This window comes from Bacillus sp. FSL K6-0994 (assembly GCF_038630815.1).
GTDB lineage: Bacteria > Bacillota > Bacilli > Bacillales > Bacillaceae > Bacillus > Bacillus safensis.
Genome location: NZ_CP152043.1, coordinates 2,348,233 through 2,371,149, shown reverse-complemented (window position 1 = coordinate 2,371,149; position 22,917 = coordinate 2,348,233). Strand labels below are relative to the sequence as shown.

At 43.3% G+C, this 22,917-nt stretch carries 23 protein-coding genes, 1 other RNA gene and 1 other annotated feature; of the genes, 19 read left to right on the top strand and 5 right to left on the bottom strand.

Annotation, left to right across the window (positions count from 1 at the left end; genetic code table 11):
* Positions 1 to 2: 2 nt before the first annotated feature.
* From aspS to MHB69_RS12250, 3 genes are all read left to right on the top strand, one after another.
* Positions 3 to 1,781: an aspartate--tRNA ligase gene (gene aspS, locus MHB69_RS12260; protein WP_342495598.1), complete on the top strand. Its 1,779-nt coding sequence runs from the start codon at positions 3 to 5 to the stop codon at positions 1,779 to 1,781.
* Positions 1,782 to 1,857: 76 nt separating this feature from the next.
* Positions 1,858 to 2,038, top strand: a non-coding RNA gene (gene ssrS, locus MHB69_RS12255) — 6S RNA.
* Between the two features lie 92 nt (positions 2,039 to 2,130).
* Positions 2,131 to 2,895 carry a tRNA threonylcarbamoyladenosine dehydratase gene (locus MHB69_RS12250; RefSeq protein WP_024423127.1) on the top strand — a complete coding sequence of 255 codons (765 nt, stop codon included), beginning with the start codon at positions 2,131 to 2,133 and terminating at the stop codon, positions 2,893 to 2,895.
* Positions 2,896 to 2,928: 33 nt separating this feature from the next.
* Here the strand turns inward: MHB69_RS12250 and MHB69_RS12245 are convergent, their stop codons facing one another.
* Entirely contained in the window at positions 2,929 to 4,194 is a 1,266-nt protein-coding gene (locus tag MHB69_RS12245; RefSeq protein ID WP_024427862.1) for a replication-associated recombination protein A, read from the bottom strand.
* A gap of 208 nt (positions 4,195 to 4,402) precedes the next feature.
* Between MHB69_RS12245 and MHB69_RS12240 the strand changes: the two genes are divergently transcribed.
* The 8 genes from MHB69_RS12240 to MHB69_RS12205 all read left to right on the top strand — a co-directional run bounded on the left by MHB69_RS12240 (position 4,403) and on the right by MHB69_RS12205 (position 11,260).
* On the top strand, positions 4,403 to 4,822 hold the full coding sequence (locus tag MHB69_RS12240; RefSeq protein WP_024423125.1) for an Rrf2 family transcriptional regulator: 420 nt from the start codon (positions 4,403 to 4,405) through the stop codon (positions 4,820 to 4,822).
* Positions 4,823 to 4,840: 18 nt separating this feature from the next.
* Positions 4,841 to 5,983, top strand: a complete 1,143-nt coding sequence (locus tag MHB69_RS12235) for a cysteine desulfurase family protein (RefSeq protein WP_024427863.1) — start codon at positions 4,841 to 4,843, stop codon at positions 5,981 to 5,983.
* Between the two features lie 94 nt (positions 5,984 to 6,077).
* A complete protein-coding gene (mnmA, locus tag MHB69_RS12230; protein ID WP_039180282.1) occupies positions 6,078 to 7,196 on the top strand; it encodes a tRNA 2-thiouridine(34) synthase MnmA in 1,119 nt (372 codons plus the stop codon).
* 59 nt (positions 7,197 to 7,255) lie between these two features.
* A complete protein-coding gene (locus MHB69_RS12225; protein ID WP_034279920.1) occupies positions 7,256 to 7,909 on the top strand; it encodes a tetratricopeptide repeat protein in 654 nt (217 codons plus the stop codon).
* A gap of 17 nt (positions 7,910 to 7,926) precedes the next feature.
* Entirely contained in the window at positions 7,927 to 10,311 is a 2,385-nt protein-coding gene (locus tag MHB69_RS12220; protein ID WP_041118108.1) for an ATP-dependent RecD-like DNA helicase, read from the top strand.
* Positions 10,312 to 10,384: 73 nt separating this feature from the next.
* Positions 10,385 to 10,903, top strand: a complete 519-nt coding sequence (locus tag MHB69_RS12215) for a PRC-barrel domain-containing protein (RefSeq protein ID WP_052470355.1) — start codon at positions 10,385 to 10,387, stop codon at positions 10,901 to 10,903.
* A gap of 13 nt (positions 10,904 to 10,916) precedes the next feature.
* Positions 10,917 to 11,108 carry a hypothetical protein gene (locus tag MHB69_RS12210; protein WP_003216308.1) on the top strand — a complete coding sequence of 64 codons (192 nt, stop codon included), beginning with the start codon at positions 10,917 to 10,919 and terminating at the stop codon, positions 11,106 to 11,108.
* Positions 11,109 to 11,128: 20 nt separating this feature from the next.
* Positions 11,129 to 11,260, top strand: a complete 132-nt coding sequence (locus MHB69_RS12205) for a YrzQ family protein (RefSeq protein WP_003216198.1) — start codon at positions 11,129 to 11,131, stop codon at positions 11,258 to 11,260.
* Positions 11,261 to 11,364: 104 nt separating this feature from the next.
* On the opposite strand, the gene MHB69_RS12200 is transcribed toward MHB69_RS12205, so the two are convergent.
* The 4 genes from MHB69_RS12200 to MHB69_RS12185 all read right to left on the bottom strand — a co-directional run bounded on the left by MHB69_RS12200 (position 11,365) and on the right by MHB69_RS12185 (position 14,313).
* A complete protein-coding gene (locus MHB69_RS12200) occupies positions 11,365 to 12,015 on the bottom strand; it encodes an amino acid ABC transporter permease (RefSeq protein WP_024427867.1) in 651 nt (216 codons plus the stop codon).
* 15 nt (positions 12,016 to 12,030) lie between these two features.
* Positions 12,031 to 12,684: an amino acid ABC transporter permease gene (locus MHB69_RS12195; protein ID WP_024427868.1), complete on the bottom strand. Its 654-nt coding sequence runs from the start codon at positions 12,682 to 12,684 to the stop codon at positions 12,031 to 12,033.
* A 77-nt stretch (positions 12,685 to 12,761) separates the two neighbouring features.
* Positions 12,762 to 13,571: a transporter substrate-binding domain-containing protein gene (locus MHB69_RS12190; RefSeq protein ID WP_046311901.1), complete on the bottom strand. Its 810-nt coding sequence runs from the start codon at positions 13,569 to 13,571 to the stop codon at positions 12,762 to 12,764.
* Between the two features lie 13 nt (positions 13,572 to 13,584).
* A complete protein-coding gene (locus MHB69_RS12185; RefSeq protein ID WP_024423116.1) occupies positions 13,585 to 14,313 on the bottom strand; it encodes an amino acid ABC transporter ATP-binding protein in 729 nt (242 codons plus the stop codon).
* A 230-nt stretch (positions 14,314 to 14,543) separates the two neighbouring features.
* On the opposite strand from MHB69_RS12185, the gene MHB69_RS12180 reads away from it, so the two are divergent.
* The 8 genes from MHB69_RS12180 (at position 14,544) to MHB69_RS12145 (ending at position 22,907) form a co-directional block, all read left to right on the top strand.
* On the top strand, positions 14,544 to 15,608 hold the full coding sequence (locus tag MHB69_RS12180; protein WP_041118105.1) for an AI-2E family transporter: 1,065 nt from the start codon (positions 14,544 to 14,546) through the stop codon (positions 15,606 to 15,608).
* A gap of 44 nt (positions 15,609 to 15,652) precedes the next feature.
* Positions 15,653 to 15,860, top strand: a binding site (T-box leader).
* Between the two features lie 80 nt (positions 15,861 to 15,940).
* The gene (gene alaS, locus MHB69_RS12175; protein WP_342495597.1) at positions 15,941 to 18,577 is read left to right on the top strand and encodes an alanine--tRNA ligase; all 2,637 of its coding nucleotides are present in this window, start codon (positions 15,941 to 15,943) and stop codon (positions 18,575 to 18,577) included.
* Positions 18,578 to 18,666: 89 nt separating this feature from the next.
* Positions 18,667 to 18,933: an IreB family regulatory phosphoprotein gene (locus MHB69_RS12170; protein WP_008358522.1), complete on the top strand. Its 267-nt coding sequence runs from the start codon at positions 18,667 to 18,669 to the stop codon at positions 18,931 to 18,933.
* Between the two features lie 3 nt (positions 18,934 to 18,936).
* Positions 18,937 to 19,353, top strand: coding sequence for a Holliday junction resolvase RuvX (ruvX, locus tag MHB69_RS12165; protein WP_024427871.1), 417 nt, complete (start codon positions 18,937 to 18,939; stop codon positions 19,351 to 19,353).
* Between the two features lie 15 nt (positions 19,354 to 19,368).
* Positions 19,369 to 19,650: a DUF1292 domain-containing protein gene (locus MHB69_RS12160; RefSeq protein ID WP_024423112.1), complete on the top strand. Its 282-nt coding sequence runs from the start codon at positions 19,369 to 19,371 to the stop codon at positions 19,648 to 19,650.
* Positions 19,651 to 19,804: 154 nt separating this feature from the next.
* Positions 19,805 to 20,371: a biotin transporter BioY gene (locus MHB69_RS12155; protein ID WP_061109406.1), complete on the top strand. Its 567-nt coding sequence runs from the start codon at positions 19,805 to 19,807 to the stop codon at positions 20,369 to 20,371.
* Positions 20,368 to 21,831, top strand: coding sequence for an acyl-CoA synthetase (locus MHB69_RS12150; RefSeq protein WP_342495596.1), 1,464 nt, complete (start codon positions 20,368 to 20,370; stop codon positions 21,829 to 21,831). The genes MHB69_RS12155 and MHB69_RS12150 overlap by 4 nt, the downstream gene beginning before the upstream one ends.
* Positions 21,819 to 22,907, top strand: a complete 1,089-nt coding sequence (locus MHB69_RS12145) for an acetyl-CoA C-acyltransferase (RefSeq protein ID WP_342495595.1) — start codon at positions 21,819 to 21,821, stop codon at positions 22,905 to 22,907. The genes MHB69_RS12150 and MHB69_RS12145 overlap by 13 nt, the downstream gene beginning before the upstream one ends.
* The last annotated feature ends 10 nt before the right edge of the window (positions 22,908 to 22,917 follow it).

The window sequence follows — 22,917 nt, the reverse complement described above, 5'->3', positions numbered from 1 at the left end:
TTGTGTTTGGTAGAACTTTTTATTGTGGAGAAGTAACAGAAAACCAAATCGGTCAGTCAGTTGTATTAAAAGGATGGGTTCAAAAAAGGCGTGACCTAGGCGGATTAATCTTTATTGATTTGCGCGACCGTACAGGGATTGTACAAGTTGTCTTCAATCCAGACCTATCAAAAGAGGCGCTTGAGACAGCAGAATCAATTCGTAATGAATATGTCCTTGATATTAAAGGAACGGTTGTTGCAAGAGAAGAAGCAACGATCAACCCAAATTTAAAAACGGGCAAAATTGAAATTCAAGTCGAAACGGTCACCGTTTTAAATGAAGCGAAGACTCCTCCTTTTGTGATTTCAGATCAAGCAGATGAGGTATCAGAAGATGTTCGTTTAAAATATCGTTACCTGGATCTTCGCCGCCCTGCAATGTTTGAAACAATGAAAATGCGACATGAAGTCACAAAAGCATTCCGCCATTTCTTAGACGACAACGGCTTTCTAGACATTGAAACACCAATTTTAACGAAAAGTACCCCAGAAGGTGCGCGTGACTATCTTGTTCCAAGCCGTGTACACGAGGGAGAATTTTATGCATTGCCTCAGTCTCCGCAATTATTTAAACAATTGCTGATGGTTTCTGGAATGGACCGTTATTATCAAATTGCCCGCTGTTTTAGAGATGAAGACTTGCGTGCTGACCGTCAGCCGGAATTTACACAAGTCGATATTGAAATGTCCTTTATGAGTCAAGAGGATATCATGACGCTTGCTGAAGAGATGATGGCGAAGGTGATGAAAGATGTCAAAGGAGTAGACCTTACATTGCCATTACCTCGTATGACATACGATGAAGCGATGAATTCTTATGGATCTGATAAGCCGGATACACGCTTTGAGATGAAGCTGGTGAACATTTCAGACACGGTAAAAGACTCCGATTTCAAAGTGTTTAGCGGAGCTGTGAAAAATGGTGGGTCTGTGAAAGCCATCAATGTAAAAGGGGCTGCAGCGAACTACTCAAGAAAAGACATTGATGCACTTGGTGCATTTGCAGCGAACTACGGTGCAAAAGGTCTAGCTTGGCTAAAAGCAGAAGGGACTGAATTAAAAGGGCCGATCGCTAAATTCTTTGATGAAGCAAAGCAAGCTGAATTAAAAGAACAGCTGCAAGTTGAAGAAGGCGACCTTTTACTTTTTGTTGCAGATAAGACGTCTGTTGTCCATGATGCGCTTGGTGCACTTCGCTTAAAACTTGGTAAAGAGCTTGGACTGATCGATGAGTCTGTATTCAATTTCTTATGGGTTGTCGATTGGCCGCTGCTTGAAAAGGATGAAGAAGAAGGCCGCTTCTATGCTGCCCATCATCCATTCACAATGCCAGTTCGCGATGATCTTGAATTAATTGAAACAAGCCCGGAAGACATGAAGGCACAGGCTTACGATCTTGTGCTGAATGGCTACGAGCTTGGCGGAGGTTCTATTCGTATTTTCGAAAAGGACATTCAAGAAAAAATGTTTGGCTTACTTGGTTTTTCAAAAGAAGAAGCTTACGAACAATTTGGCTTCCTGCTGGATGCTTTTGAGCATGGTGTTCCTCCGCATGGCGGAATCGCGCTGGGTCTTGACCGTTTAGTGATGCTGCTTGCAGGCCGCTCTAACTTAAGAGATACGATTGCATTCCCAAAAACGGCAAGTGCGAGCTGCGTTCTCACAGATGCCCCTGGCCATGTAAGCGAGGCGCAGCTTGATGAGCTGAGTTTAGCGATTAAAACAAAAGTAAAACAGTAAAATAGGCGCATGTTTATAGGTATGTAAACGCTTGAAAAAGAAATATGCCTATGATATGCTTTCATCAATAATAAATAAAGTCCTGATACGTACGGTGGTTACCTAGTTTTGACCGAACATTTTTTTATACGGGAGCTTGCCTTTCCTTTCTGCATAAATGCCTCTTTAGAGGACTTATAAAGTCAGGAAGAAAGCACCCACCTGCATGGTGCGGGGTTCAAAACGAAGGAAATGCTGGCGGCGTCATCGGGACTTTTTTGTGTTTTTTTCTTTTAGAGAAGGATGACGGAGAAGTCTGAATATGATATGATTCTTTCGATTCATTTTAAATAAAGGTGGAGTGAGGCACTTGTTACATCAGTTTTCAAGAAACGAGCTTGCCATTGGCAAGGAAGGCTTAAATATACTAAAAAACAGTACAGTTGCAGTGCTTGGTGTGGGCGGCGTTGGTTCATTCGCAGTAGAGGCACTCGCTCGTTCAGGCGTTGGCCGTATTGTTCTTGTTGATAAAGATGATATTGATATTACAAATGTAAATCGTCAGCTTCCAGCATTGCTATCAACAGTTGGCCAGCCAAAGGTTGACTTAATGCAGGCGAGAATCGCTGATATTAATCCAGAATGTGAAGTTGTTGCGCTAAAGATGTTTTATACAGAGGAAACATACGAACAATTTTTTGAGTATCCGCTTGATTATGTCATTGATGCCTCAGATACCATTCACTATAAAATTCATTTAATGAAAGAGTGTCTGAAACGAGGTGTGAACATCATTTCAAGTATGGGAGCTGCGAACAAAACAGATCCGACACGCTTCAAAATTGATGATATTTCAAAAACACATACCGACCCTATTGCAAAAGTTGTGAGAACACGTCTGCGTAAGGAAGGGATTCGTAAAGGAATTGAAGTCATTTTCTCTGATGAAAGTCCGATTGTCATTCGTGAAGATGTCAGAAAAGAAGTTGGAAATGATGAAGCGAAGATTCGCAAGGCACAAATGCCGCCATCATCCAATGCATTCGTTCCGTCTGTTGCCGGACTGATCATGGGTGGTCATGTCATTATGAAGCTTTTAAAAGATATTCCAATTACACGTGTGAAGGATAAATAAACAGCCCGCCTGCTAACATGCAGGGGGCTTTTTTTATTTCTGGCGTTTTAAATTTTCATAGACCTGTTTCAATGCACCTTCAAATTTTCCGGTTTGTTTCGGTACATAGTATTGCTTGTTTTTCAACGGATCAGGTAAATATTGCTGCTTCACCCAGCCGTTTTCGTAATCATGCGGGTATAAGTAATCGACGCCTCTTCCGAGTGCTGTGGCGCCTTTGTAGTGAGCATCCTTTAAATGAACTGGAACTTCTCCAATTTTCCCTGTACGAATGTCACCAAGTGCCGCATCAATCGCCTTATATGCCGAATTAGACTTAGGAGAAAGACACAGCTCAATCACTGCGTTCGCCAGTGGAATCCGTGCTTCTGGGAAGCCGACTCTTTCTGCTGTTTGTACTGCGCTTAACACGCGGGGGCCAGCCTGCGGACTGGCTAAGCCAATGTCCTCGTAAGCCATCACGAGTAATCTCCTTGTAATGCTTTCAAGGTCTCCTGCTTCGATCAGTCTGGCAAGGTAATGCAGCGCCGCATCTGTATCAGATCCCCTAATGGATTTTTGAAAAGCCGAGAGGACATCATAATGAGCATCACCATTCTTGTCATGTGAGAAGCTCTTTTTTTGTAAACATTCTTCTGCTGCGGCAAGAGTGATTGTGATATGCCCTGTCTCATCAGCTTTTGTCGATAAGACAGCGAGCTCGAGTGCATTTAAAGCAGAACGCACGTCTCCTCCGCATCCATTGGCAAAATGATTCATCGCTTCATCGTCCACTGTCACCTCATAGCCGCCAAGCCCTCGATGCTCATCCTGTAAGGCTCTTGTTAACGCAGCTTTGATCTGCTCTGTTTCAAGCGGCTTCAGCTCGAATATTTGTGTCCGGCTTCGAATGGCAGGATTGATCGCATGGTAGGGATTAGCCGTCGTTGCCCCAATTAAAATGATCATGCCATTTTCTAAATAAGGAAGAAGAAAATCCTGCTTTCCTTTATCAAGCCGGTGGACTTCGTCTAAAATAAGGATCACCTGGCCGCTCATTTTCGCTTCAGCGGCAACAGCTTCCATATCCTTTTTGTTATGAATGACCGCATTCAGCGTTCGAAAAGCAATGCTTGTACTGCCAGCAATCGCGGTTGCAATCGATGTTTTGCCGATGCCCGGCGGTCCGTATAAAATCATCGAGGATAAATGTTTTGCCTCGACCATTCGCCTAATAATTTGACCTTCTCCAACAAGATGCTCCTGCCCAATAATGTCTTCAATATGACTTGGGCGCATCCGGTACGCTAAAGGTTTCATAATTATCTCTCCTATAGCAATGTCTTGTTTGTATAGAGTACCGAAATTTCTTCAAATAGAAAAGGGATTCGTCCTTCTATCATGCTCAGAACCCGTAAATGAAAGTTGGCTGAAAGTATGATATAATTGCTTCTGGTCTATATATCGGCGTATATGAAATCAGAAAAATAATTGATGACATAGAATAGAAAACGCAGAGGTGTTTAACTTGAAAATATCAACTAAAGGCAGATATGGTCTGACGATCATGATCGAATTAGCCAAAAAACATGGCGAAGGCCCTACATCATTAAAATCAATCGCTCAAAACAATGATTTGTCTGAGCATTATTTAGAGCAGCTTGTATCACCACTCCGCAATGCCCGTCTTGTAAAAAGTATCCGCGGAGCGTATGGCGGCTATGTTCTTGCACATGAACCAAATGAGATCACAGCAGGTGATATTATTCGTGTATTAGAAGGACCCATTAGTCCTGTTGAAGTCATCGAAAACGAAGAACCAGCAAAGCGTGAACTATGGATTCGTATTCGTGATGCAGTAAAAGACGTACTAGACAATACAACTCTTGAAGACTTGGCAAGCTACACAGATGACGGGGATCAAGACTCGTATATGTTCTATATTTAGATCAGAGGTGTACCGGAAATGGAACGAATCTATTTAGATCATGCGGCCACAACGCCGATGGATCAGCGTATTGTGGACAAGATGATGCCGTACTTTACAGAGATATTTGGCAATCCCTCTAGTATTCATTCATATGGGCGCGAGGCAAGAAAGTGGCTCGATGAAGCAAGAGAAGTCATTGCAGGAGAATTACACTGTAAACCGCAGGAGATCATCCTCACAAGCGGTGGAACCGAGGCGGACAACCTGGCAATTACAGGTGTTGCCATGGCAAGACAGCATGAAGGAAAACATATCATCACAGTGAAAACAGAGCATCATGCGGTGCTGCATACATGTGAACGCCTAGAAAAACTAGGATTTGAAGTGACATATTTAGATGTGGACGAAACAGGATTGATTCATCTTGATCAATTAAAACAAGCATTGAGAGATGATACGATTCTTGTGACCGTCATGTACGGCAATAATGAAACAGGTGTGATTCAGCCAATCAAAGCCATTGGCGAACTTCTGCGTGATCACACTGCTCATTTTCATACAGACGCAGTGCAGGCGTTTGGCACAGTGCCCATTGATGCAGCAGATCTCCATATTGATCTTTTATCTGCTTCTGGCCATAAGCTGAATGGTCCGATGGGAACAGGTTTTTTATATGTAAACGAAGGCGTGAAACTTTCTCCGCAAATATTCGGAGGCGAACAAGAAAGAAAGCGCCGTGCCGGTACTGAAAATGTGGCAGGAATTGTTGGGCTTGCAGAAGCTGTTCAATTAACGAAGCAAAATAGAAGAGAAAAAGCGATGCATTATGGTAAGCTCAAAGAAACCATGCTGCAAGTATTCGAAGAGGAATCTCTCAATTTCTCTATCAATGGACATCCGAAAGAGACATTGCCGCACATTTTAAATGTTCATTTCCCGGGCGTCTCCATTGAATCGTTGCTTGTGAATTTAGATATGGAAGGAATTGCTGTTTCAAGCGGATCGGCATGTACGGCTGGATCTGTCCTTCCTTCGCACGTGTTAAGCGCCATGTATGGCGCAGAAGCAAAAGAGCTGACATCCTCAGTCAGAATAAGCTTCGGTCTTGGGAATGAAGAGGATCATGTGAAGCAGGCGGCACATAAGATAGCGGCTGTTGTCAAACGCCTAGCCAAATAAATGCTTCCTTTTGTTCGTGTGTGAAAAATGAAACAGCGAAGCACCTGAAGAACGAAACGCGCATGTTGTTTCATTGAAATTGGAGTTGATGAAGATGACAAAAAGACCAGAAGATACAAGAGTTGTGGTCGGTATGTCCGGAGGAGTCGATTCATCAGTTGCCGCTCTTATGTTAAAGGAGCAAGGCTATGATGTCATCGGCATATTTATGAAAAACTGGGATGACACCGATGAAAATGGTGTTTGTACAGCAACGGAAGACTATGAGGATGTCATCCGCGTATGTAACCAAATTGGAATCCCTTATTATGCAGTGAATTTCGAGAAGCAATATTGGGACAAAGTGTTCCAATATTTCCTTGATGAATATAAAGCGGGCAGAACGCCAAACCCAGATGTCATGTGTAACAAAGAAATTAAGTTCAAGGCATTCCTTGAGCATGCACTTTCACTTGGTGCGGATTATTTGGCAACAGGACACTATGCTCGTGTTGATCGAACTGGTGATGAAGTCAAAATGCTGCGAGGTCTTGATGCAAACAAAGACCAAACGTATTTCTTAAATCAGCTGACACAGGAACAACTTGATAAAGTCATGTTCCCAATCGGTGATTTAGAGAAAAAAAGGGTTCGTGAATTGGCAAAAGAAGCAGAGCTCGCAACAGCAACGAAAAAAGATTCAACAGGTATCTGCTTTATTGGAGAAAGAAACTTTAAAACGTTCCTCAGTCAATATTTGCCTGCACAGCCTGGTGTGATGCAGACAATGGACGGAGAAGTAAAAGGGGAGCACGATGGACTGATGTATTACACGATCGGTCAGCGCCAAGGACTTGGCATTGGCGGCAGCGGTGATCCTTGGTTTGTCGTTGGAAAAGACTTGGAGAAAAACATCTTGTTTGTTGAACAAGGCTTCCACAATCCACTTTTATACTCTGAAAGCATTTCAGCTGTTAATATCAGCTGGACTCGTCCTCATATTGTCGGAGAAAACGGTGAATTAACTTGCACAGCAAAATTCAGATACCGTCAAGAAGATCACCATGTGAAGGTCAAAATGACAGGTGAGCAAGAAGCGATGGTGATCTTTGATGAGCCTGTTCGTGCTGTTACCCCGGGACAAGCGGTTGTTTTTTATGATGGCGACGAATGTCTTGGCGGCGGTACAATTGACGATGTCTTCAAAGATGGTCAAAAGCTGTCGTATGTGTAGTATGTTTCAAAACCTCAACGTCGCTGTTGAGGTTTTTTAATGAAAGGATGAGAGAGCGAATGAATTATAACGAAATCGGCATAGAAGCCTTGAATCAAGGGAATATCGAAAAAGCAGCTGAAGCTTTTACAAAAGCGATCGAAGAAAGCCCGAAGGACCCGGTTCCATATATTAACTTTGCGAACTTACTTTCAAGTATCAATGAATTTGAACGCGCTTTAAACTTTTTTCAGAAAGCAATTGAACTTGATCATACCGCAGCTGCAGCCTATTATGGAGCAGGAAATGTATATACATTAAAAGAAGACTTTATGAAAGCGAAAGACTACTTTGAACAAGCACTAAAAGCGGGCATGGAAAATAGTGATTTGTTTTATATGCTCGGGCAGACGCTCATCAAATTAGAGCAGCCAAAGCTTGCGATGCCGTATCTTCAGCGTGCCGTTGAACTAAATGAAGAAGATAATGAAGCAAGATTCCAATTTGGCATGTGCTTAGCCAATGAACACATGCTGGAAGAAGCGGTGACAACTTTTAGTGAAGTCATCACGCGTGATCCGCAGCATGCAGATGCCTTTTATAATTTAGGTGTTGCGTATGCGTACTTAGAGAAAAAAGACGAAGCACTTGAGATGCTGGGTAAAGCCATTGACGTGCAGCCTGACCATATGCTGGCACTACATGCGCAAAAGCTGATTCAAGAGGCAGAATAGAGAAGGAGGGAAGACCTGTGCAGGAACATCCAGATCAAATGAAGCTTGAGGACGAACCGTTTTTAAAGGGGACCATTCAAGCCGTTATTTTCCATAATGAAAGTAATTTATACTCGGTGTTAAAGGTAAAAGTCATTGAAACATCGGAAAACTTAGAGGAAAAAACAGCATCTGTCACAGGCTACTTCCCAGCACTTCATGAGGAGGAAACCTACACCTTTTATGGCAAAGTGACAAGCCATCCGAAATTTGGTGAACAGTTTCAGGCCACTCATTTTCAAAAGGAAGTACCAACAACGAAGCAAGGAATCATACATTATCTCTCAAGTGATTTATTTGAGGGGATAGGGAAAAAGACGGCTGAAGAAATCGTCGGGAAGCTTGGCAATCAGACGCTTCATAAGATTATGCGTGACCCAGCTGTTTTGTATGATGTACCGCGCTTATCAAAAAAGAAGGCGGATAAGCTGGCCGCAGCGCTTCAGGAGCATCAAGGGCTGGAACAAATCATGATCAGCCTGAATCAGTATGGTTTTGGTCCGCAGCTCAGCATGAAGATTTACCAAGTATACGAGAGTGAAACGCTGCAGAAAATCGAGGAAAATCCCTATCAGCTTGTCAAGGATGTCGAGGGAATCGGATTTATTAAGGCGGATGAGCTTGGTGCTAGAACAGGCATCTCAGGTAATGACCCAGAGCGGATTCGCGCCGCCTTGCTATATACAGTGGAGACAGCCAGTCTACAGGACGGTCATACGTACATACAAACGAAAGATTTGATCGTCGAAACCCGCAAGCTGCTCAACCAAACAGGCAATGATTACAAAGTGACTGAAATGGATGTTGCCAATCAGATCATTGCACTTGGCGAAGGAAAAGAAATGATCATTGAAGACGACCGCTGCTATCATCCATCCTTATTTTATGCAGAGCAAAGTGTCGCCAAACGCATTCAAAAAATCGTCTCCCAAACAGAATATGCAGATCAATTTCCTGAATCAGAATTCCTGCTAGCACTTGGCGAGCTGGAGGAGCGGTTAGGCGTCCAGTATGCTCCGACACAAAAGGAAGCGATTCAAAAGGCACTCATGTCCCCGATGCTGCTTTTAACAGGCGGGCCTGGAACAGGGAAGACGACGGTCATTAAAGGAATTGTCGAGCTTTACAGTGATCTTCACGGTGTTTCTCTTGATCCGAGTGATTATAAAAAAGATGAATCCTTCCCATTTGTGCTTGCGGCACCAACTGGACGGGCGGCTAAGCGGATGACAGAATCAACAGGGCTTCCAGCTGTCACCATTCACCGGCTGCTAGGCTGGAACGGTTCGGAGGGCTTCTCGCATGATGAGGAACAGCCGATTGAAGGAAAGCTTGTCATCATTGATGAATCAAGTATGCTGGATATTTGGCTGGCGAATCATTTGTTTAAAGCGATTCCTGATCATATCCAAGTGATTATGGTAGGGGATGAACATCAGCTGCCATCTGTCGGACCAGGCCAAGTTTTACGGGATTTGCTTGCCTCAAAAGCCGTGCCGGCTGTTACCCTGACAGATATTTACCGGCAGGCAGACGGCTCAACCATTGTTGAACTGGCACATGATATGAAAAATGGTGTGCTGCCAAAGGATATTACTGCACGCTCAAAGGATCGGTCCTTCATTCGGTGTTCAGCTGATCAAATGAAAGAAGTCATTGAGAAAGTTGTCAGCAATGCTGCTCAAAAAGGATTTTCGGCAAAGGACATTCAAGTGCTCGCACCAATGTATAAAGGAAAAGCAGGCATCAATGAGCTCAACAAAATGCTGCAGCACATTTTGAATCCTAAAAAACCAAAAGGCAGAGAAATCCCGTTTGGTGATGTGGTGTACCGGACAGGTGATAAGGTGCTTCAGCTTGTGAATCAGCCGGAGAACAACATTTTTAACGGCGATATCGGCGAAATTGTCTCGATTTTTTATGCAAAAGAAAATACAGAAAAAGAAGACATGGCCGTGATCTCCTTTGATGGGAATGAAATCACCTTTACAAAAAAGGATTTTCATCAATTTACCCATGCTTATTGCTGCTCCATTCACAAATCACAAGGAAGTGAATTCCCGATTGTTGTGCTGCCAGTCGTCAGGAGCTATTACCGAATGCTTCGGCGGAATCTGCTGTACACAGCCATTACACGCAGTAAAAAGTTTTTAATACTGTGCGGCGAGGAATCAGCGCTGGAATGGGGCGTGAAAAACAATGAGGATTCCCTTAGACAAACGTCCTTAACGATGCGGCTAGTGCAAACCGAACAAATCATGGATGCAGAACTTGAAGCGCTCCAAAAAGAGCTTCCGTTTAGCGTACATGACGCAAATATTGGCATGGAGGGAATCACTCCATTTGATTTTATGCATGAGTAGAAGGCTTCCATATGGAAGCCTTTTAGTATGAAAAGAACTTCTCCCATTCTGTTCATGGAAGCCATTTCTTCGTATGAGTCATGAAGCAAACGCACACGATAAGACTGTTCCGCAAAAGGTGGTTGAGCACATTTTGAGAACATGCCGAGAACTTGAAGGAATGACGATCTATACAGATGAGCTGTCCCAATCACTTGGTTCCATAAAAGATATTTGCTTTTTAGCCGGAGGCAGCTGCGGAGGATATGTGTTAGAGGGGAAAAAGAAAGACTGTGCACTCGTTCCATTCTCTGCTTTTGATCAGCTGACAGATAAAGGTTTGTATGTGAGCTGTCAGGAGGGAGTGGGCATGGATTCCACTGCTCCATTCTTGTTATTTTCAAAATTAAAAAAGAAAATGATGCAGTCGCCTGATGGTGAAAATTTAGGCATTTTGGAAGATGTATACTTTTGCTCAAATTCGGGCACAATCGTAGCATATGAACTCTCGGACGGCTTCTTTACAGAGCTATCAGGGATTCGGAAACAGCTGCAGGCTGCCGGAACCTTGATGAACGTTCAAAAGGAAGCACTGGTTCTAAACCGAACGTAAAGAGGTGCTGATTATGCTCATTTGCCCAAATTGCAAATGTAAAGACATCGGAAAAATTGGGGTCAATCAATATTATTGCTGGGGCTGTTTTATTGAATTGACACTGTCGAAAGGCAAAATATCTACACACCAAGTGGAGGAAGACGGGACACTAAGCAGCTTAGATGATCTGTTTAGTGACGATGAACGTTCAATTCAATTATAAGTGTTAAGGGGGAATTTCGAATGGGCAAAATGACTTCTTCACTATTAACGCTTGGTGCAGGTGCACTCGCATATCACTTTGCAAGCCGATATGATATGCCATCAAAGCGGGATATGAAAAAGCTAAGAAAACGTGTTATGAGAATGATGTAAACAAAAAGGGCTAAAATGATCTTCATTTTAGCCCTTTGTTTTTTTCAGCGTGATCGCAAACCGGTCTATACGCTGAGGCATCCGTCAAGAGCGGATGTTCAATTTTATGCCTGCCTGTATTCTAATCGTCTTGCAAGAATAGATAAGCTGAAATTGACGACAAAATACATCATAGCTGCCAATAGGAATATCGGCAGTAAATAGGATTGGCTTTGACCGTTTAATATTTGAGCGTGATGTAATAATTCTGGAAGCGCAATGACAACGGCAAGCGACGTATCTTTCAAAAGAGATATGAACTGACTGACAATTGGCGGCACCATTCGGCGCAGAGCCTGCGGCATAATAATCATTTTCAATGTTTGAATATAGGTTAAACCAGAAGACCTGGCTGCTTCGATCTGACCCTTATCAATTGATTTAAGGCCGCTCCGAATAATTTCTGACAGCATCGCAGATTCAAACACGGTTAAAGCTGCAATAGCAGAGGCTGTGATGCTCAGCTTGATGCCGATTTCAGGCAATGCAAAATATGTGAAAAAGATGATCAGTAAAAGCGGCAGGTTCCGAATGGTTTCTACAACAACCGCAAGCACTTTTGATAAAACCGGAATTTGAGCGAACCGCAATGTGCCAACGACTAATCCAATGATAAAGCTCAAAATGATGGAAATAAAAGCCACTTTTAAGGTGACAGCAAATCCTTCAAGTAAAAAGGCGAGATGATCAGGCTGGTAGGCACCTATAAAATCCATGATGTTTCCTCCTTTCTAGTGGCTTCTTGCTAATCTTCTTTCTAAATAACCAACACCTAGACTGAGCGGAATGGTTAATAGCAGATAGAACATGGCGACAAAGATGTAGACATCAAACGTCACGAATGTTCTAGACGCAATGAGGTCTCCCTGATACATAAGATCAAACCCTGCAATGACACCTAAAATAGAGGAGTTTTTGACAAGGTTAATAAATTGATTCCCAAGAGGGGGAATGACGATTTTAATCGCCTGCGGCAAAATGATATACCGCATCGTCCCGCCATATGACAGACCTGAAGCACGGGCTGCTTCCATTTGTCCAAGCGGCACAGCTTGTATCCCTGCACGAATGGCTTCAGCAATAAAGGCAGAGGTATAAATGGCAAGAGCGATCGTTCCAGCAGTAAAACCATCTGCTACTATACCCAGCACTGGTAAACCAAAGAAGAAAACAAAGGTGATCAATAATAACGGAATATTCCGAATAAATTCCACGTAAGCCGTCCCTAACCAGTTGAGCGGCCTGAGTGGCGCTATTCTCATAATGGCAATGAGTGTACCGATCAAAAAGCTTCCAATCAGAGCAATGACACTTGCACCAATGGTATATTTAAAGCCTTCTAAATAAAGATGAACATTTTCAGTGAGAATGGAAAACCGCAGCAATCAGTTCACTTCCTTCCTGATTAACAGGGGAGCCAAGGAGCGGCTCACCTGAGGCATTGATCTTGACGAATCAAATGCTATTCTTTGATCCATTTTTTAAGAATCTTGTCATACTCTCCATTGTCTTTTAACGTTTTTAAGGCTTTATTGATCGCATCTGTTAATTCTTGATCTCCTTTTTTCACAGCAATGCCATAAGGCTCATCTGTAAAGGTGCCGCCGACCACTTCATAATTTGAATCCTCATCTGCCATACCAAATAAGATCGCATTATCAGTTGTCAGCACTTGCCCTTGGTTTGATTTTAATGCTGTAAAAGCCTCCTGATAGTTCTCGAATTCTAATACGGATGCTTCAGGTGCTTTCTCGCGGATATTTTGAGAAGAAGTAGAGCCTTTTACGGCCAGTACCTTCGTTCCTTTTTTAAGATCATCAATGGATTGAATGTCGCTTCCTTTTTTCACAAGCAGTGATTGTCCTGCTTCAAAGTATACATCTGAGAAATTGACTTCTTTTTTACGTTCTTCTGTAATTGTCATGGTCGCAACAATCGCATGAATATCTCCTTTTTGAAGTAAAGGAATTCTCGTTTTAGATGTGACTTCTTTGAATTCTGCTTTTCCTTTATCGCCGAGTATTTCCTTTGTGATGGCTTTTGCAATGTCAATATCAAATCCTTCAATATCACCGCTGCTCGGATTTTTTAGACCGAATAAACGTGTGTCATTTTTTACACCGAAAATGATTTTTTTGTCTTTCTTAATGGTTTCTAAAGAACTTCCTTGTTTTGCCTCAGTTGACCCTTTTTCAGTCGATCCACAAGCAGCCAAAGCGGCAATGCAGCAAGTCATAAAGAGCATCAGGCCAAAGCGTTTCATTTTTTTCATCAAACCATTCCCCCTAGTGATTTAATATACGGCTTAAAAATAATTGAGCACGTTTCTCTTGCGGTTTTTCATAAAATGCAGCCGGTGTTGATTCTTCAAGAATTCTGCCTTCATCAATAAAGACAATGCGGTCGGCCACTTCGCGGGCAAAGCCCATCTCATGTGTGACGACAACCATGGTCATGCCTTCACGGGCCAGCTGCTTCATCACATCTAATACCTCGCCGATCATCTCTGGATCAAGTGCAGATGTCGGTTCGTCGAAAAGCATCACCTCCGGCTTCATCGCAAGCCCTCTTGCAATGGCAACGCGCTGCTGCTGTCCGCCAGAGAGTCGTGAAGGGTAGGTGTCTGCCTTTTCAGGAATGCCGACTTTATTTAAATAAAATTCAGCTGTTTCCTTTGCTTCTTCCTTGCTCACTTTTTTGACCTTCATCGGCGCAAGCATAATGTTTTCAAGCACCGTCTTATGCGGATAGAGGTGAAAATGCTGAAAGACCATGCCGATATTTTGCCTGACAAGATTAATGTTGGTCTTCGGATGCTGAACAGACACTTGGTTGACAAGAACTTTTCCCGCATCAATGCTTTCAAGACGATTGATACACCTGAGCATCGTGCTTTTACCAGACCCTGAAGGACCGATGATCACAACAACCTCCCCTTTTTGAATATGTAGGTTAATGTCCTTAAGTACATGGAACTGGCCATAATGCTTGTTGACTTCTTCGAATGTGATCATGAAGAACCTCCTCTTGTGTTTCATTGGCTAAAGCTAAAGTGGATTCTAGCACAACTTGTGTAAAAAGAAGTAAATAATGGAATATTTTCTGACGAGATTTTACTGCAAACAGTGACTTTGGATGGAGCTGTATGTTTCATGTGTATTCATTTTTAACAAAGTTAGGACAAATTTTATTTACGTGGATAATTGCAGAAAATGGTTAAACAATAAGAAAAGAGGTGAAAAAGGTGAAGAAACGTCCGATCCAATTTCTGATATATGCTGCAGGGGTCCTGCTTGTCCTTGCATCCTTGCTCATTTTACTGCAGCTCGACGAGTTATGGATGCCTGTTTTTGTATTACTGAAGGCGGTTCTCATTCCGCTTCTCATCGCCATTTTTATTTCTTACCTGCTTTATCCTATTGTCGAAAGACTGCATGCACGAGGGCTGCCGAGAACAATCAGTCTCTTACTCATCTATGTCCTGTTTTTTGGCGGGATTGGTTTTGCGGTTTATAAAGGAGCGCCTGTTATGATCGCACAGTTAAATGAGCTGTCAGAACAAATTCCTGTCATCGCGGAAACGTATAATGGCGCTTTATCACATATTCATCATCATACGAGCCACTGGCCTGACGGACTTCACGACCGCTTGGACCGCTTCATTGTTCAATCGGAGACATATGCAGCCAATAGCGCTGAGCGGATGATTCTTAGCTGTAAAGTTTTATTTGATTACGTTTTAGTTGCAGCACTCATCCCTTTTCTTGTTTTTTATATGGTAAAAGACATGAACACGATGAAGCGGGCGGCATGGTATTTAACGCCGCCATCATTTAGGAAGAGGGGGCATGCCTTTGTCAAAGCAGTGGATGAATCGCTTGGTGATTATATTCGAGGGCAGCTGCTTGTCTGTTCTTTAATCGGGGGTGCAGCAGCCATTGTGCTCTGGCTTTTCCATATCCCGTATCCGCTCGTTCTTGGCATGCTGATAGGAGCAACGAACGTGATTCCGTATTTTGGACCGATAATTGGCGCAGTTCCTGCCATCTTTATTGCGTTTACCATCTCAGTGAAATCGGTCATCATTGTATTGATCACAGTAGCGGTGCTGCAATTTTTAGAGAGCAATGTCCTCAGCCCGATCATTGTAGGGCGAAGTCTTCATATGCATCCTGTCGTCATTATGCTTGTCTTGCTTGCAGGAGGGGAGCTGTTTGGCTTAATTGGGATGATTTTAGCCGTACCAGCAGCTGCGATTATCAGGGTGATCATTGTGCAATATATCCTGATGAGACGAAGCGTTCATTGACAAGACGAGCCGAGTTGTCTATAATAATTTCGATTCATACATATTGAAATTCAATGACGGACCCGAGTACGTTAAAAAGCTGTTGCAGAGAGAGGCTTTATTTGCTGTGAAAAGCCTTATCAGACCTTTAACGGAAGCTAGTCCCGAGTGCAGATAAACACTGCCGCTCTCTTCCGGCGTTATCGGATGTGAAGGTGATAGACGAATTTGTCTATAATCAGGGTGGTACCGCGAGAACATCTCGTCCCTGTGTAAGTCGTTTTGTGCTTGCATAGGGCGGGGTGTTTTTTCGTTTGTGTGGAGATTGATGAATGAAAAGGGAGGATTTTTGAATGAAAACTTTAACTTCAGCTCAAGTACGTCAAATGTTTTTAGACTTTTTTAAAGAAAAAGGACATGCTGTAGAACCGAGTGCGTCACTTGTACCGCATGACGATCCGACACTTTTATGGATCAACAGTGGGGTGGCAACATTAAAAAAATATTTTGATGGCCGCGTCGTACCTGACAATCCGCGTATTTGCAACGCGCAAAAATCGATTCGTACGAATGATATTGAAAATGTAGGGAAGACAGCACGTCATCACACGTTCTTTGAAATGCTTGGCAACTTCTCTATTGGTGACTATTTTAAAGAAGAGTCCATTGAATGGGCGTGGGAATTCCTCACAAGTGAAGAGTGGATTGGTTTTGATCCGAATTTGTTATCTGTGACAGTCCACCCAGAGGACGAAGAAGCATATATTCTTTGGAGAGATAAAATTGGTGTGCCTGAAGAACGTATTATTCGCCTTGAAGGAAACTTCTGGGATATTGGCGAGGGCCCAAGCGGACCGAATACAGAAATTTTCTATGACCGCGGTGAATCATACGGTGACGACATGAACGATCCAGAATTATATCCAGGCGGGGAAAACGAGCGTTATCTAGAAGTATGGAATCTTGTGTTCTCTGAATTCAACCATAATCCAGATGGATCATATACCCCACTTCCGAAGAAAAACATAGATACAGGGATGGGCCTTGAACGAATGGTATCTGTCATTCAAAATGTGCCAACGAACTTCGATACAGACCTTTTCATGCCGATTATTCGTGCAGTCGAAACCATTTCTGGAGAAAGCTATGGTTTGGCGAAGGAAAAAGATACAGCATTTAAAGTCATTGCTGACCATATCCGGACAGTTGCCTTTGCTGTAAGCGACGGTGCGCTTCCTTCCAATGAAGGCCGCGGATATGTATTAAGACGTTTGCTGCGCCGCGCTGTGCGTTATGCAAAAACGATTCATATCCACCGTCCGTTTATGTATGATCTAGTGCCAGTTGTTGCTGAGATCATGAAGGATTTCTACCCAGATGTACAAGCAAAAGAAGAATTTATTGCGAAAGTCATCAAAAACGAAGAAGAACGTTTCCACGAAACACTGAACGAAGGGTTAGCGATTTTGTCAGAAGTGATCAAAAAAGAAAGAGACAAAGGCAGTTCACAAATTTCAGGTGAAGATGTATTTAAGCTGTATGACACGTATGGATTCCCTGTCGAGCTGACAGAAGAATACGCAGAAGATGAAAACATGACAGTTGATCGAGAAGGCTTCCAAGCGGAAATGGAGAAGCAGCGTGAACGGGCAAGAAATGCGAGACAAGATGTCGGCAGTATGCAGGTTCAAGGCGGCGCTTTAGGCGATATTAAAGTGGAAAGTACCTTTGTTGGCTACGAAAATTTAACTGCGGAAACTCGCATTATCGAACTGCTTCAAAATGGTGAACTTGTCTCTGAAGCACATGAAGGAGACACGGTGCAAATCTTGTTAGATGAAACGCCTTTCTATGCGGAAAGCGGCGGACAAGTGGCTGATAAAGGGACACTAAAAAGTGCAGAAGCCATCATTGAGATCAAAGACGTGAAAAAAGCACCAAACGGTCAGCATGTCCATGAAGGAGTCGTCGTAAGCGGTACGGCTCAAAAAGGTCTCGAGGTCACTGCTGAAGTGGAATCAGCTCTTCGAAAAGGCATTGTGAAAAACCATACAGCGACACACCTTCTGCATCAGGCGCTGAAAGATGTATTAGGCAGCCACGTGAACCAAGCAGGGTCATTGGTGAATGAAAACAGACTTCGCTTTGATTTCTCTCACTTTGGACAAGTGACGAAAGAAGAATTGTCTCAGATTGAAAAAATCGTGAACGAAAAGATTTGGGAAGGTATCTCAGTTGCTATTGATCTGAAACCAATTGCTGAAGCAAAAGAAATGGGTGCAATGGCGCTCTTTGGCGAGAAGTATGGCGATATTGTCCGTGTTGTCCAAGTGGGCGATTACAGCATCGAGCTATGCGGCGGCTGTCACGTGCAGAACACTGCGGAAATCGGTTTGTTTAAAATTGCGTCTGAGTCGGGTATTGGTGCTGGAACACGTCGTATTGAAGCTGTGACTGGAAAAGGTGCTTATGAAGAATTAAATGACCAGCTGGCGATTTTAGAGCAGGCAGCAAGCGAGCTGAAGTCAAATACAAAGGATGTACCAAAACGGATTGCTTCATTACAGGCAGATTTAAAAGAGGTTCAAAGAGAAAACGAATCTCTCCTTGCGAAATTAAGCCAAGCAGAAGCAGGCTCTATTTTAGAGAAAGTGACAGAAGTTGGCGGAGTGAAAGTATTAACTGAAAAAGTAAACGCTAAAGACATGAACCATTTAAGAACAATGGTTGATGACTTAAAAGCTAAATTAGGATCAGCTGTCATCGTCCTGGGAGCCGTTCAAAACGGAAAAGTAAACATTTCAGCAGGAGTGACAAAAGACGTGATCGAAAAAGGTCTTCATGCAGGAAAGCTTGTGAAGCAGGCAGCTGAAATCTGCGGCGGAGGCGGAGGCGGACGTCCAGACATGGCACAAGCAGGCGGAAAACAACCAGAAAAGCTTGAAGAAGCACTGGCAACTGTCGAAGAATCTGTCAAATCCGTTTTATAATCAGGCGATGTAGTGTAGAATAATGGTATTAGATGAGCGGTTAGAAAAAAGCTTGCTAGTAGAATGTTGGAAGAGAGGTGCAAGAAGCAGTGAGTTCATTTGATAAGACAATGAAGTTTAACTTCTCTGATGATTCAGCTGAAACCAATGTGAATGAAGTGCTCATTACAGTTCATGACGCACTCCAAGAAAAAGGATACAACCCGATCAATCAAATTGTCGGATACTTGCTGTCAGGCGACCCTGCTTATATTCCAAGACATCAGGATGCACGCAACCTAATTCGTAAACTAGAACGAGACGAATTAATTGAGGAATTGGTTAAATCGTACTTAGAGACACATAAAGAGGCGTAAAACATGAGAATTCTGGGCTTAGATTTAGGCACGAAAACCCTTGGTGTTGCGATCAGTGATGAAATGGGATGGACAGCGCAAGGGATTGAAACAATTAAAATTGATGAAGCAGGCGGAGACTTTGGTCTCAGCCGCCTGTCTGAGATCGTTGCAGAATTTGGAGCGGATAAAATTGTACTTGGCTTTCCAAAAAATATGAACGGCACGGTCGGTCCTAGAGGCGAAGCCAGCCAATCATTTGCGAAAGTGCTAGAAAACACGTACAATGTTCCTGTTGTGCTTTGGGACGAGCGTCTGTCAACAATGGCAGCGGAAAAAATGCTCATCTCTGCAGATGTGAGCAGACAAAAGCGTAAAAAAGTCATTGATAAAATGGCGGCTGTTATGATCCTGCAAGGATATTTAGACAGCTTAAATTAAAATGAGGTGAATCAAATGGAACACGGAGAAAAGCAAATTACAATCGTTGATGATAATGGAAATGAACAGCTTTGCGAAGTACTATTTACTTTTGAAAGCGACCATTTTAACAAATCTTATGTCCTTTACTACCCAATTTCTGAGCAAGACAATGAGGAAATTGAAATTCATGCATCAAGCTTTACACCGAACGAAGACGGTGAAGATGGCGAGCTAGAGCCGATTGAAACGGATGAAGAATGGGACATGATTGAAGAAACGTTAAATACGTTCTTAGATCAAGAAGACGAAGAATAGAACAAATAAAAGGCCTGTGAACAGATCTTCTTGATCTTTCTTCACAGGTCTTTTTTTACGATTAATATGTTAACTTTATTTTATTTTATGTTGACATAATGAATTGTACCTTTTACTCTGTTTTTAACAATAAATTGAGTGAGGGGCATGGAGATTGAAAATACAAGATATGATGCAAATAGCGTTAATGACAGCGGTCATCGGGATGTTAGGCTTAATCCCGCCGATTTTATTTACATTTACACCTGTACCGATTACATTGCAAACCGCAGGTCTTTTGCTTGCTGGGGGGCTGTTAAAGCCTAAACAAGCACTAATCAGTTTATGTCTTTTTCTTTTGGTTGTGGCAGCAGGCGCACCTCTTTTGTCAGGCGGGAGAGGCGGGATAGGGGTCTTTTTTGGTCCAAGCGGTGGTTTTCTTCTTGCTTATCCTGTTGCTGCCTTCATGATCAGCTTATGGGTGAACCGGCTGAAAAAAGTAACCGCACTGCGTCTTTTTGTGATCTATGCGGTTTGCAGTATTGTGATTTTGTATATGTGCGGCATCCCCTTTCAAGCCATGATGATGCATATGAAGGTCTCGCAGGCGGCTTTCCTTAGTTTGATTTATCTTCCAGGTGATCTCATCAAAGCGGGAATGTGTGCTGTCTTTACGGTCAAAATCATACAGGCCATGTCATATCGAAAAAGGGATCTGCATAAAGGGAGGCGTGCAGTTTGAACAGAATAACGGAAAGCTATGCAGTACATGCAGAAATGAAATCAGATCAGATTGCCATCATAGATGAGCAAGAAAGCATTACATATCAAGATTGGTATGAACGTGTGCAGAGATCAGCACAGTGGTTACAAGGAACGGCTCATCAGCAAAAAAGAATCGCTTTTTTATTATCAAATGGTGCTTCTTTTTTGCAAATATTTGCGGGCGCTGCTTATGCAGGATGGACAGCCGTTCCGCTTGATCCGAGATGGAGTCATGAAGAATGTGTCGAAAAGCTCCTGTTAAGTGAGGCGGATCTCGCCATTATAGAGGATCGATTGATAAAGAGATTTGAACAGGGAAGCGTGGACATGCCGCTTCTTTCTTTATCTGAATGGAAGGAAAGAATGAGCCTTCTCACAGACAGTCCATATAACAGCTGCGATACCGAGAAGGATCCTGTCTTTTATATGGGGTTTACGTCAGGATCAACGGGCTCACCGAAAGCCTTTATTAGGCGTCAGCAGTCTTGGATCGAGAGCTTTCGAATGACCACTGCTTCATTTGGAATCACTCATCAAGATCATGCTCTTATATTAGGTACACTCTTATCCTCTCACTTTTTATATGGTGCCATCAGTACATTATATTTTGGCGGCACAGTGACGCTTTTAGAAAAATTTGTGCCAGTAAAAGCGAAGAAAGCCTTAGAGACAGGTGATATCACCGTGATGTATACTGTCCCAACAATGACAGAAACGTTACTGCAAATCGAAGCTTTTAGAGAAGACAATCCGCTTCTTGTCATGTCATCGGGAGCAGATTGGAGCATCTCTTCAAAAGAACAGCTCGTGACCAACTATCCACATGTCACTTTTTTTGATTTTTATGGCACATCAGAGTTAAGTTTTGTCTCTTATTTGTCTTCAAATGACTTTATGCAAAAACCTACTTCTGTTGGACGGCTTTTCTCCTCCATTCAAGTAGAAGTAAGGCGGCCCGATCAATCTGTCTGTCAGCCAAATGAAACAGGGAGGATTTATGTAAAGAGCCCAATGACGTTTTCAGGTTACTTGCATGAGCAGAAACCGCCGGAGGAGTGGCTGACAGTTTACGATATGGGATGGCTGGATGAAGACGGTTATCTGTATATGTGCGGTCGTGAGAATGGCATGATTGTCTATGGAGGACTGAATATTTTCCCAGAGGAAATTGAGCGTGTGCTAAATGAACAGCCAGAGGTCAAACGGTCGATTGTGGTTGGCGTTCCTGACCCATATTGGGGTGAAATCCCTGTTGCCATACTGGAGCAAGTGCCGCAAATAAAGGCGGTTCGACAAGCTGTTAAAGAAAAGCTGGCGGCCTACAAGGTACCAAAAAAATGGCTTGTGATTGATCAAATGATTGAAACATCCGGCGGAAAAATAGCCCGTGCGAGCATGAAAAAGTGGGCGGAGGAGCAATTGTCATGCAAGCAGTGATCGTAGAAGCAAAACGAACACCCTTCGGTGACAAAAACGGGATGCTGAAGGATTATCGCCCAGAGCAATTAGCCGCTCCCCTTATTCGGCATTTGTCTCAGATGAGGACGCCGGATGACGTCATATTAGGCAATGTCGTCGGAGGCGGTGGAAATATGGCCCGTCTGTCATCATTAGAAGCAGGTCTTCCTTTACATGTTCCCGGCATGACGATTGACAGGCAGTGTGCCTCTGGTCTTGAAGCGATCAGAACAGCTTGCGTCATGGTTCAATCGGGGGAGGGCTCAATGTATATCGCTGGCGGGACAGAGAGCATTTCCAGATCACCAATGAAAGAAAGAGCCCGCTTTTCACCGGAGTGGATAGGAGATCCGCATATGGGAGAAGCAGCAGAGCTGACCGCGTCAACATTTTCTGTCACAAGAAAAGAACAAGATGACTATGCCCTTTTAAGCTGGGAAAGAAGTTTAGCAGCATTCACACATGGTACATATTCAGAAGAAATCGTTTCGATTGACGGGATGAACATAGATGAAGCGGCTGCTAAAATAAGACCGATGGCAAAGCTGATCAAGCGGGCAAAGCCTGTATTTTTACCGGGAAAAGGAACTGTGACCGCCGCCAATAGCTGTAAGGAAGCAGACGGAGCAGCCGCCGTCGCTGTGATGGAAAGATCGCTAGCGGAAGCAAGTGGATATAAGGTGATGCTACGGTATGCCGGAAGTGCTGTGACAGCGATACATCCTCATTTTCCAGCTGCTTCACCAATTGATGCGATCAAGAAGCTTTTACATCAAGAGAACATCAAGGCAGAGGAAGTGGCGCTATTTGAAATCAATGAAGCGTTTGCGCTGAAAGCTGCACTTATTGCCCGGACGCTGGGGATACCATATGACCGGATCAATAGAAGAGGCGGTGCACTTTGCCTTGGGCATCCTTACAGCGCGTCAGGAGCTGCTATGATGGTGAGATTATTTTATGAAGGGCGCACCTTACCGAATGGAAGCTATGTCATGGCTGCTATTGGAAGCGGTGGCGGCGTTGGTTTAGCCGTTTTGTGGCAAGTTCTGTCATGACATGCATAAG

Excerpts from the sequence above, each read along its gene's own strand:
- MHB69_RS12245 (WP_024427862.1), bottom strand. The coding sequence starts at position 4,194 with ATGAAACCTTTAGCGTACCGGATGCGCCCAAGTCATATTGAAGACATT.
- MHB69_RS12235 (WP_024427863.1), top strand. The coding sequence starts at position 4,841 with ATGGAACGAATCTATTTAGATCATGCGGCCACAACGCCGATGGATCAG.
- mnmA (WP_039180282.1), top strand. The coding sequence starts at position 6,078 with ATGACAAAAAGACCAGAAGATACAAGAGTTGTGGTCGGTATGTCCGGA.
- MHB69_RS12225 (WP_034279920.1), top strand. The coding sequence starts at position 7,256 with ATGAATTATAACGAAATCGGCATAGAAGCCTTGAATCAAGGGAATATC.
- MHB69_RS12215 (WP_052470355.1), top strand. The coding sequence starts at position 10,385 with ATGAGTCATGAAGCAAACGCACACGATAAGACTGTTCCGCAAAAGGTG.
- MHB69_RS12210 (WP_003216308.1), top strand. The coding sequence starts at position 10,917 with ATGCTCATTTGCCCAAATTGCAAATGTAAAGACATCGGAAAAATTGGG.
- MHB69_RS12205 (WP_003216198.1), top strand. The coding sequence starts at position 11,129 with ATGGGCAAAATGACTTCTTCACTATTAACGCTTGGTGCAGGTGCACTC.
- MHB69_RS12200 (WP_024427867.1), bottom strand. The coding sequence starts at position 12,015 with ATGGATTTTATAGGTGCCTACCAGCCTGATCATCTCGCCTTTTTACTT.
- MHB69_RS12190 (WP_046311901.1), bottom strand. The coding sequence starts at position 13,571 with ATGAAAAAAATGAAACGCTTTGGCCTGATGCTCTTTATGACTTGCTGC.
- MHB69_RS12185 (WP_024423116.1), bottom strand. The coding sequence starts at position 14,313 with ATGATCACATTCGAAGAAGTCAACAAGCATTATGGCCAGTTCCATGTA.
- alaS (WP_342495597.1), top strand. The coding sequence starts at position 15,941 with ATGAAAACTTTAACTTCAGCTCAAGTACGTCAAATGTTTTTAGACTTT.
- ruvX (WP_024427871.1), top strand. The coding sequence starts at position 18,937 with ATGAGAATTCTGGGCTTAGATTTAGGCACGAAAACCCTTGGTGTTGCG.
- MHB69_RS12160 (WP_024423112.1), top strand. The coding sequence starts at position 19,369 with ATGGAACACGGAGAAAAGCAAATTACAATCGTTGATGATAATGGAAAT.
- MHB69_RS12145 (WP_342495595.1), top strand. The coding sequence starts at position 21,819 with ATGCAAGCAGTGATCGTAGAAGCAAAACGAACACCCTTCGGTGACAAA.